This is a genomic window from Iodobacter sp., assembly GCF_025352645.1.
Classification (GTDB): Bacteria; Pseudomonadota; Gammaproteobacteria; order Burkholderiales; family Chitinibacteraceae; genus Iodobacter.
Window position 1 is genome coordinate 1 of the sequence record NZ_JANXSO010000088.1, and the last position, 10,638, is coordinate 10,638.

Genomic DNA, 10,638 nt, shown 5'->3' on the forward strand with positions numbered 1-10,638 from the left:
ATCAAGCACTCACACTCATCGACTGTATTTTGTTAAAGATCGTCTCGCTGTGACATCACCGTGTTGCTGTGTGTGCTGCAGCGAGAGGCCGAAATATACGGGGCATCACTGACTAGGTCAACCACTACCGCGCAACAAAACGGTAGCAATACGCTAAGTAGTTGATTTTTAGCGCGGGGAACTACCGCACAAACCAGTGGCTTTCACAGTTAATGCCAAACAAGCGGCACAAAAAAAACCGCCACGAGAGGTTCGTGGCGGTTTTTTTGCCTGAATACGCTTAAATCAAGCGAAAATCAGCGTTTGATGCCATACACTTTGCCATTTGGCAGGGTGATGGTGATATTGCTTGGTACAGTCAGAGGCATAAACACGCGCATACCAATGGTGATGGTTTTGCCAGCGCTAAAGTCTGCAACACCCCAACCTGATTCTTTCATTGCGTATGTTAAGCGATGGAAACCATCTGGTAGGCCGCCTACGTTACCTGATTTACTACCAGCAGTTACAGCTGTCCACGTTCCGCCACTATATATATCCACTAAGTTTTCAACACCATTACCTGCTGGTGGATCGCTAGGCTTGAGGTATTGCGTTTCAGATGGAATCAGCGGTGTTGACGGCGCTACGTTAAATGAAACTTTTGCACCAGTCAGATCAACTTTAGAGTTGTTCTTCAGCTTTAGGCCAATTGCCAGCGGATAGTTATCATCGCCCTTAGCCTTATAGCCAACCATATCAACGGCTACATCTAGCAACTCGGCAGGTTGAGCAAATTTCTCATCCCCTGCTTTGATGCCGTATGGAGCCGCAGCGCGCATTTTAGTTGCGGCCAATTTGGTCAGCGTGCTACCCATTGAGTAGTAACCCAGACCATTTTCTGATGGCTTGCTGTAATCGCCTGCCATTTCCCAGAACATGATACCGCCAGCGCCCTGATCAATTGCATACTGAACTTTGGCAGCAAAGGATTGCTCGTTCTCAGTGGATAAGAACACTTTGGTGCTTGGATTCCATAACCAAGAAGACTTAGCCACATCATCGTAGTTTTCTTGATAAGTGCCGCGTACTTTTGCTTCTGGGCGGCTTTGATCATGGCCGTACTGAGTAAAGTAAGGTGCGCTCAGGCCATCACGCAGATTATTAACGTGCCAAAGCGGATTTACACCGGCAAACATTTCATTGCCAGCGGCGTCTTTATCAAACCACAGATTATCAATACCCTGTGCGCCAAGGCCGCAAGGTGCGCCTGCTTTTGCACTCAGTGCATCAGGGCCTAAATTACCACCGGTACCGAGGTAGCATTTTTTCTGATCGGCCAAGGCAGAAAGCCCCCACAGACCATTGGTGCCACCCGCGACATTTTGCGAACCACGGGTGTAGTAAGGCAAGCCGATATTGATACGGCCACCCGCTAATGCAGTGCGGAAGTATTTATAAGCCCAGTCAATATTCAAATAGCCTTGCGAATTGTAATAATGCGCATCGCCACCGGAATAAATCTTAGCGTCGGCAATTTCATTATCTTTACCTGTGTCGTACAGGGCGGCATTGTGGCCAACAAAGTGGTTCCATGCGCCATGCAGGTCGTAAGTCATCATATTGACGTAATCAAGATACTTAACCGCTTGCATTGCCTCCATACCACGCAGTAAATAGCCCGATGATGGTGAAGCAATCGTCAGCATGTAGTACTTACCTTTGGCTGCCGAGGCTTTATCCAGCTCGGTACGTAGTGTTTTGGTCAGGGCCATATAGCCTTTCCACAACTCACCACGGTGCGCATTGCCGATCTTCCAATCTTCTGGATTACCAGCATCATTCATGGATGTTGGGTATTCATAATCTAAATCGATACCGTCAAAGCCATACTTCTGCAGGAAATCAACCGCAGATTTAGCAAATATGTCGATTCTGTCCTGACGAACCGCGCCCGTTGCCGCGTCATTCGTCAGCGCGTAATAACCTCCGCTAACGGTACGGCCATCGGCCTCGTTAAAGTAACCACCTGTTTCCGCCCAGCCGCCCACCGACAACAGTAGCTTCACGCCCTTAGGCGCGTTTTTATGCAGCATATTGAAGTGGCCTTTGTACGGCAGACTATTATCCAGCGCGTATTTTGGATCACCTTTCTTATCATCAAAGGTTATACCAACTGCGGAATTCTTTGGATCTGCGGTATTACCTACAGAAACTTGCCAATTGCCATCGATGTGAGCAAAAGCGTAGTTAACGTGAGTAATGTCATTCCACGGGATATCGGCGGCCAGATAGGAGTTCGGGCCAGAATTACGCCAGTTGGTGAAGTAGCCAATCGAACGACGCTTCATATTATTTGGCAGCTTTTCACGGCCATTGACATCATAAACATCGCAGTAAGGCACATTTGCAACATCAGTCATCAAACCTTCAGGCTGACAAGCAACGCTTGGGGCTGGAGTTGGTACCGGTGTTGGGACTGGTGTTGGTACTGGTGTCGGTACTGGTGTTGGGACTGGTGTCGGTACTGGTGTTGGTACTGGTGTTGGTACTGGTGTTGGGACTGGTGTTGGGACTGGTGTTGGTACTGGTGTTGGTACTGGTGTTGGTACTGGTGTTGGGACTGGTGTCGGGACTGGTGTTGGTGTTGTAGAACCACAAGCACCTAAATCGAGCCAAGGCTTCCCTGCGCCCACATTACTCGATGGTGTATCACCTTGCGTCCACCACTGCGCTTTATAGTTGCGCCCTGCATACGTCACACTCTGCCCACCCGAATACGCGGTACTAGCGGACCAAGCCAAGAAGCAGCCTGCTGGAGTTGGGGCGGGGGTTGGAACTGGAGTTGGAACTGGAGTTGGTACTGGAGTTGGTACTGGAGTTGGAACTGGAGTTGGTGCTGGCGTTGGCGTGCCCGCACTCTGCAACTCCCAAGGGCCCCACAGATCCGCACCAGGCACATTGCCTTGCGTCCACCATTTGGCTTTCCAATCTTTACCGGCATAGCTCACCGTCTGGCCGCCAGTGTAAGCGGTAGCGGTATTCCATGCAGGAGCCGCGAAAGCTTGCGCGGCAACAAAAGCAGCAGGTATGGCTGCCAGCATAAAGCGACTAAATTGCGACATAGTTTTAAGTCTCCATCCATCTCTATGAATTGGCGTTATCTACAAACATCAACTGGTATTAATGAAGTAAATACGAATCTATTATTTTTGTAAGAAACGCAATGGCAAATCGTCCACAGACCTCATCTCTAAACGTACTGCCCCCGCGTTAAGGTGATTAGTCACTATGCCTTTTTCCTTGTCAATAGTTTGGAAGACACATTTACGTCCGCACGACCGAAAACCATATCAGTGATCAAATAAAACTACATTATCTCAATATAACAAAGGCTTTATGCAAATAAAAAAAACCATAACTATTTGAAAATAATACATATGTATAAAAAACACGCTGCGCACATCAACGTACCCAAAATAAAAATGTAGTTATGCATTCAATAAAAATGTAGTAACTATCAAAAAAACATCCACATTTTTGCTACAAAAACTTATAGCCACACGATTACCCTTATAAAATACATACCAAAACCTTTCCAATAGCTTTCCGAACATCTTAAGTAGCGTTGGCACTTCATACCTAACATCCAATCTTACAAAAAACCAATAGACCGTTTTAATGGCATAGCCATTAGCCACAAAGTGGATCTATTAAAAAAACGATCGTGACCAATACCTTGCTGATCTGCGCTGCATCTGATAGAAACTGAGCTAACTCTTTAAATGCCGCTCCCTATGCTGATCCGCAAACTGTTTAAATTTGAAAACGCGCACATCGTGCGTAACTGCTCTAGCGAGCGCTGCCGCAGCTCGATCCATGGCCATAGCTATCGAGTTGAAGTGCTACTTGAAGCACATGCGCTTGATCACGGCCAGATGGTGTATGACTTTGGCTTAATGAAGGGCACCATCCGTGATGTAGTGGATGCCTTTGATCATGCAGTGTGTTTTTGGGATAGGGACGACGCGGAATACATTCGCCTCTGCAAGCAGTTTTCTAGCCGCTGGATTGCGATGCCGGTTTCCCCATCTGCCGAGCAGTTTGCCCGCATGTTCTTTGTGATTATCGATGCGCTACTACAGCAAACAGTGATGGCCAATGGTGAGGCCGATGTAAAACTGCACTCAGTGATTGCCCATGAGACCGATACTGGCTACGCCCAAGCCTTCCGTGAGGATGCGATCAATGAGCGTATGGGGCTGATTCGTTTAGAAGACGTGGTGTTTTCTGAGCAATGCCAAGCAGAATGGAAAGACCCTGATATGTATAAAAAGCTGCTAGCTGGCAGCCACTTCACCAATCCACCTGTGCCAAGACAGGTTGAGATTTAGAAATTTAAAGACTCATAAAATAAAAAAGCGCGACCCAAGGGCCGCGCTTTTTTATTGCCTAGGGCTAATCTTTAGCCCTTACATTTCTACCTGCATCCCCATCTCAACCACCCGGTTTGGTGGGATTTTAAAGAAGTTGGTGGCGCGTGCCGCATTGCGGCTCATGATGGTAAACAGATTCCTACGCCACCAGCTCATCGCTGGGTATTTAGCCTCAACAATTGTCTCCCTAGAAAGGAAGTACGACGTTTGCATCGCATCGAATTCTAGCTCTGGCTGCAATAACTCTACTTGCGCCAAAATTGCCGGCACGCTGGCTTCTTCTTTAAAGCCATAAGTTGCAATAATTTGGCAGAAGCTCTCTCCCAATTTACGCACCACTACACGCTCACGCGCGGCCACATAAGGAATATCCGTGGTCAGAATGGTCATAAATACCACGCGCTCGTGCAGCACCTTATTGTGTTTTAAGTTGTGCAACAGAGCATGCGGTACCGAATCGGTACTTGCCGTCATAAAGATAGCCGTCCCTTCTACGCGTTGTGGCGGGCTAGATTCCAGCGCTTCCACAAAACCTGCCAGTGGCAGCTCGCCATCGTGCATACGCTCGCTAAGCAGCTTGCGGCCGTACTTCCATGTGGTGAGCAAAGCAAAGACAATCAAGCCGATCAGCAGCGGGAACCAACCTCCCTCGTGCAGTTTGAGCAAGTTGGCAGAGAAAAACGCCAAATCAATAACTAATAAGAAGGACAATACAAACCAAATCAGCAAGCGATTGACGACAGAGGCATCGCGGCCCAGCACGATAAACGCCAGCAAGGTGGTAATCACCATCGTGCAGGTGACGGCAAAGCCATAAGCTGCAGCCAGATTGCTAGAGGTGCGGAATGCCAGCACCAGTAGAATCACAGATACCAATAAGAACCAATTAATCTGTGGAATATAGATCTGGCCAATCTCGTTTTCAGAGGTGTGCTGAATCTCCATACGTGGGCAAAAGCCGAGCTGTACAGCTTGGCTCGTCATCGAGTACGCACCCGAGATCACCGCTTGCGATGCAATCACCGTAGCGCAGGTTGCTAGCACCACCAGCGGTGCTAAAGCCCAGCTAGGCGCCATCAAGAAGAATGGGTTTTTGATCGCTTCTGGGGTATGGAGTAACAAAGCCCCTTGGCCAAAGTAATTCAGCACCAAAGAAGGCAGCACCAGCATAAACCAAGCGTAACGAATGGCTGGGCGACCAAAGTGGCCCATATCTGCGTATAAGGCTTCGGCCCCAGTCAAAGACAGCACCACCGCACCGAGCAGCACAAACGCTAAGCCTGGCTCCGCAGCAAAAAAATGCACCGCATGGATCGGGTTCATGGCCGCCAGAACATCAGGGGATTTAATAATATTCCAAATCCCTAGCGCAGCTAAAATACCAAACCAAAGCACCATAATTGGGCCGAATAGCTTACCAATACTGGCCGTTCCCTTAGCCTGCATCATAAATAGCGCAATCAGCACAATAATAGTGACGGGGATGATATAGGCATCCAGCTGATGCGAGATCACACCGATCCCTTCCAGCGCCGACAGCACCGATACCGCAGGGGTAATCATGCTGTCGCCGTAAAATAACGCCGCACCAAACAAGCCTAAGCCAACAATGATTGCGTATTTACGCGACCCAGGCTGCGCCGAGCGCAAGGCCAAAGCCATCAAAGACAGCACGCCGCCTTCGCCACGGTTATCCGCTCTTAAGATAAACACCACGTATTTCAGCGAAACCACTAGCATCAGGCCCCAAAAAATCAGGGACAAAATACCCAGCACATTAAAAGCCGACAGGGTTAAATCTGCGTGGTTGAAACACTCTTTGAGCGTATACAGCGGGCTGGTACCGATATCCCCATAAACGACACCAATGGCGCCAATGGCCAAGCCGGCTATTTTTTTGGGATCGCGATCCAAAGTAGATGCAGAAGACATATATTTTTAAAGCTCAACAGAAGGTCGGCGGATTATAACGCTGGCTTTTGCAAAGCCGCTGACTTTTCGGATAAAGTTTGCGGCAGTGCAATATGAGTCCAATCAAAAAAAGGACCAGGATCGGTCTTCCTACCCGGCGCAATTTGGCTATGCCCAAGTACAAACTTCAATGGATAGCGATGCGCCAATGCCTGCAATAAAGTGTTTAGCATCAGGTATTGAGCCGCCTCAAATGGCAAAAAATCTGAGCCTTCTAACTCGATACCAATCGAGAAATCATTGCAGCGCTCTCGCCCCTGCCAGCTCGATACCCCAGCGTGCCATGCACGTTGCGAGCAGGGTACAAATTGCAACAACGCCCCATTACGCCTAATCAAAAAGTGTGCTGATACGCGTAGCTTGGCTAACTCTGCATAGTCGGGATGCACGTTTGGGTCTAGCGTATTAGTAAAAAGCCGCTGGATATCATCTCCAGCAAATGGCTGACCTGGAGGCAGATGAATATTATGGATCACCACCATATCCACCAGCATGCCCACGCTGCGCTCATCACAATTGGGGCTGGGTATTTTACGTGCCTGATTGCACCAACCTGAAGCATCAAACTGCATTATTGGATTCCTAAACGATCAAGCCGATAACGCAGGCTACGAAAAGTCAGCCCTAAAATCTTAGCCGCCTGAGTGCGATTAAAGCGCGTTTTTTCTAGGGCCTCCAAAATAGCCTGCTTCTCTACCCTATCCATATAGTCTTGCAGTGGGTATTTATCCCCCAAATCGCTGCACGCTCCTACCTCATTATCACTAGGGCTTAGCTGCAGATCTATAGCAGTAATGGCATGGCCATCGGCCAAGGCGAGCGCTCGCTCCAAGACGTTCTCCAGCTCACGTACATTGCCAGGAAAATCATAGCGCTGCAGTGCGGTTAGCGCATCGCTGGAAAAATCAGGTAAGTTCTGGCCATTGAGCTTAGCCAGTCTTGCCAACACATGACGAGCAATCACCAGTACATCGCTACCCATTTCTCTTAAAGCGGGCATGCGCAGCTCAATCACATTAAGCCGGTAGTATAAATCCTGTCTAAAGCGCCCCGCCTCCACACACTGGCTGAGGCTTTGGTGCGTAGCAGAGATAATCCGCACATCTAAGGCTTCTTCTGCGGTTGCACCTAATTTGCGTACTGTACGCTCTTGAATAACTCGCAATAGCTTGACTTGCATAGCCAGCGGCAGATCTGCCACTTCATCCAAAAACAAGGTGCCACTATTGGCGGCATGAAAAAAACCATCGCGGTCTTCATTTGCGCCGGTAAATGCGCCTTTTTTATGCCCAAAAAACTCGCTTTCCATCAAGTTTTCAGGGATGGCACCGCAGTTCACCGCCACAAAAGGCCGATTGGCACGGCTAGAGCTGGCATGAATCAAACGCGCGGCACGTTCTTTTCCTGAGCCAGATTCCCCCGTGACATACACTGGCGCTTGGCTTTTTGCCAATTTAGCGATCAGCTCTAAGGCATGCTGCATTGCCGCCGACTCGCCCAATAAGGGCCGATCTTGTAGAGCATTGATGGGCGTATCGTCTAGCGCCAATGCTGATTTTACCAAGGCACGCAGCTGATCCAGCGCTACGGGCTTGGCCAGATAATCAAACGCACCCGCTTTTAATGCCGCCACAGCGTTATCAGTACTGCCATAGGCAGTAATCACCGCCACGGGTACATCTAAGCCTTTATTTTGGATGTGTCGAATAATCTCTAGGCCCTCGCCGTCGGGCATACGCATATCGGTTAGGCATAGCTCATAAATGCCCTGATCTAGCTTGCTGCACGCCTCTTTTACCCCGTAGGCACAATCAACATCTAAACCCATTTTGAGTAGGGTTAATTCAAGCAACTCAGCTAGATCACGTTCATCATCCACAACCAACACGCGCTTACTATTTTTACTCGACTTTCTAGCCATATTTATTCCTAAATTTACGAGCTAACGCTAAGCGGCATCAGTACGGCCGCCAGCCGTCTATTGGGCTTAGCTGATCAATGCCTAATGGGTGATTCATAATGGCAGGGCTGCGTCTTGGCGATGGATATAGCCAAAGATAATCCGAAAACACACCCCTCCCAATGGAGGAGCGATGTATTCCAGCACCGCGCCATTTGCTGCGCAAATTTCACGGGCAATATATAATCCTAAGCCCGTACCTTTCGTTTCGGTAGTAAAAAATGGCTCAAACAATTGAGTTTGCGCATCGGGCGCAACGGTAGGCCCATCATTACCCACATCAAACAACCAATGCTGATTTTCGCTCCAAACCCGAAAATTCAAACTACCGTTTTTCTTTTGGCAATAGCGCCAACCATTACGGGCTAGATTCCACATCACTTGATGTAAATGCCCTGGGTCAAAACGGATTTCTGCCTCAGGCGGGCAATCCAAAGTCAGCATCACATGAATTTCTTCTTGCAACTTAAATTCTTCAACAAAAACATCCAGCCAGTCTGCCAACTTAATTTGCGTCATTTGCACACGATCACGCCGATTAAGCTCTAAAACATCTTTAACCATACGCTCTAAGCGCTGGCTATTATCATCAATAATTCGCGTTAAACGCTTCATCAGCGTATTTGCATCCGCCTCCTCACCCAATAATTGCGCAGCATGGGTAATGGCACTGAGTGGATTTCTAATTTCATGGGCTAAGTTTGCGGTTAATCGTCCCAAAGCCGCCAATTTTAATTGCTGTGCCTCACGCCGTAATTTATCTAAATCTTCTAAATAAATCAGCACATTGCCCTGAGAATCGTTTGAAAGTAAAACAAAGCGTGGCCTTAGTGTTTTGCGCGTTAAGGCGGTAATAATTAAACTAGGATTATCACTGGGATTCGCCCGCCAGCGCGCCAGCGCAACCGCCACTACCGGCATAGCATGAATCAACATTCCTTCTGGCCGCATGCCCGCTAAACGAATCGCCTGCTCATTACATTGCCTAATTTCCCCTTTTGCATCGACCACCAACACGCCATCCGAAACATCTTGCAAAATCCGCTGATTAAGCTGGCCTAAATTAGCCAAATCAATGCCGCGCTGCTCTGCCAAAGCCTCGCTAGCCTGAGCAAACCGTGCCAAGCGATGCGCCAACCAAGCCACGGCAAAAGAAGCCACACACAAAACAGCCGGAGAAAAGTAATCGCTAGCACTCGCATTACCCTGCCAGATTTGCCAAGTTTGCTCGCTTAATAAAGCAATACTCGCCATTGCCGCATGAAATAAGGTCATACGCCCGCGTGAGATCAACCCTGCTGCGGCCAAATATGGCAGCAAGAGCGTGCCGAGCCCGCTGCGTAAACCACCAAACAAATGCATCATGCCCACAATAAACAGCACATCAATAGCCACTTGAATGCTTAGCTGAATTTCAAAACCAGGCCGACGGCGATGAATACCCCAGGCAAAGAACAACGCTAAAACGCTATCAACTCCAGCCAAGGTTAAAAATGAGCGCCATTCTTCTATTCCCATAATCGGCTTATATGCCAGCCAAAATACGCTGCAGAAAATACCAAGATTGGAAAGTAAGCGAAAAATATTCAGCAGCGCCAGCGAGCGCCAGTGCATTTCGGTGTGAAAAGCGGAGGTATTTTTCATGGGAACGGGAGGGGGAAGAGACACGGGCAAAGAATGCGTGCTTTGCCCGCGTTGTTGATAGAGCTAATGGCCCGAAAACCGCATGGCGCGAGCCACACGCTCAGGTGCTTCTTCAAAGAAACGTGTCAGTTCAAAAAGAGCCGATTCATACACCGTACGCTTGAATTCAATCACCGAATCCAGTGGTGACCAATATTCAGTCCAGCGCCACGCATCAAATTCGGGATGCGTAGTGCGGCGCAAGCACACATCAGAATCGTGCCCTGTCAGGCGAAGCAAAAACCAAATTTGCTTCTGCCCCCGGTACGTACCGCGCCATTCGCGGCGAACCCAGTTTGTCGGCACATCGTACTTCAACCAGTCCCTTGTGCGGCCAATGATTTCAACATGCTGAGGGCCTAATCCAACTTCTTCCATCAGCTCGCGATACATCGCCTGTTCGGGTGTTTCACCCTGTTTAATACCGCCTTGCGGAAACTGCCACGAATGCTCTCGCACTCGTTTACCCCAGAACACCTGGTTTTGCCGGTTGATGATGATGATGCCGACGTTAGGCCGATAGCCATCACGATCGAGCATATCCTTACCTGCGTAAATTGCTTAGTTAACTGATTTTTCCACATCCTACCCTGCTTGGAAACAGGTATT

Annotated in this window: 7 protein-coding genes; 1 reads left to right on the forward strand and 6 read right to left on the reverse strand. The window is 48.7% G+C overall.

Translation table 11 applies throughout. The features are described 5' to 3' along the window. Positions 1-296 precede the first annotated feature (296 nt). The gene (locus Q0R17_RS10210; RefSeq protein WP_293934730.1) at positions 297-3,104 is read right to left on the reverse strand and encodes a glycosyl hydrolase family 18 protein; all 2,808 of its coding nucleotides are present in this window, start codon (positions 3,102-3,104) and stop codon (positions 297-299) included. Between the two features lie 672 nt (positions 3,105-3,776). Between Q0R17_RS10210 and Q0R17_RS10215 the strand changes: the two genes are divergently transcribed. Next, entirely contained in the window at positions 3,777-4,373 is a 597-nt protein-coding gene (locus Q0R17_RS10215; RefSeq protein WP_293934732.1) for a 6-carboxytetrahydropterin synthase, read from the forward strand. 78 nt (positions 4,374-4,451) lie between these two features. Here Q0R17_RS10215 and Q0R17_RS10220 read toward each other — a convergent pair whose 3' ends face one another. The 5 genes from Q0R17_RS10220 to Q0R17_RS10240 all read right to left on the reverse strand — a co-directional run bounded on the left by Q0R17_RS10220 (position 4,452) and on the right by Q0R17_RS10240 (position 10,569). After that, on the reverse strand, positions 4,452-6,347 hold the full coding sequence (locus tag Q0R17_RS10220; protein WP_293934734.1) for a potassium transporter Kup: 1,896 nt from the start codon (positions 6,345-6,347) through the stop codon (positions 4,452-4,454). Positions 6,348-6,379: 32 nt separating this feature from the next. Further along, positions 6,380-6,958, reverse strand: coding sequence for a 1,6-anhydro-N-acetylmuramyl-L-alanine amidase AmpD (ampD, locus tag Q0R17_RS10225; RefSeq protein WP_293934736.1), 579 nt, complete (start codon positions 6,956-6,958; stop codon positions 6,380-6,382). After that, positions 6,958-8,307: a sigma-54 dependent transcriptional regulator gene (locus Q0R17_RS10230; protein ID WP_293934738.1), complete on the reverse strand. Its 1,350-nt coding sequence runs from the start codon at positions 8,305-8,307 to the stop codon at positions 6,958-6,960. Before Q0R17_RS10230 ends, ampD begins: the two co-directional genes overlap by 1 nt. 93 nt (positions 8,308-8,400) lie before the next feature. Next, complete coding sequence (locus tag Q0R17_RS10235; protein WP_293934740.1) at positions 8,401-9,990, reverse strand: PAS domain-containing sensor histidine kinase; 1,590 nt, start codon at positions 9,988-9,990, stop codon at positions 8,401-8,403. 63 nt (positions 9,991-10,053) lie between these two features. Beyond that, the gene (locus Q0R17_RS10240) at positions 10,054-10,569 is read right to left on the reverse strand and encodes an RNA pyrophosphohydrolase (RefSeq protein WP_099399856.1); all 516 of its coding nucleotides are present in this window, start codon (positions 10,567-10,569) and stop codon (positions 10,054-10,056) included. Between the last annotated feature and the right edge of the window lie 69 nt (positions 10,570-10,638).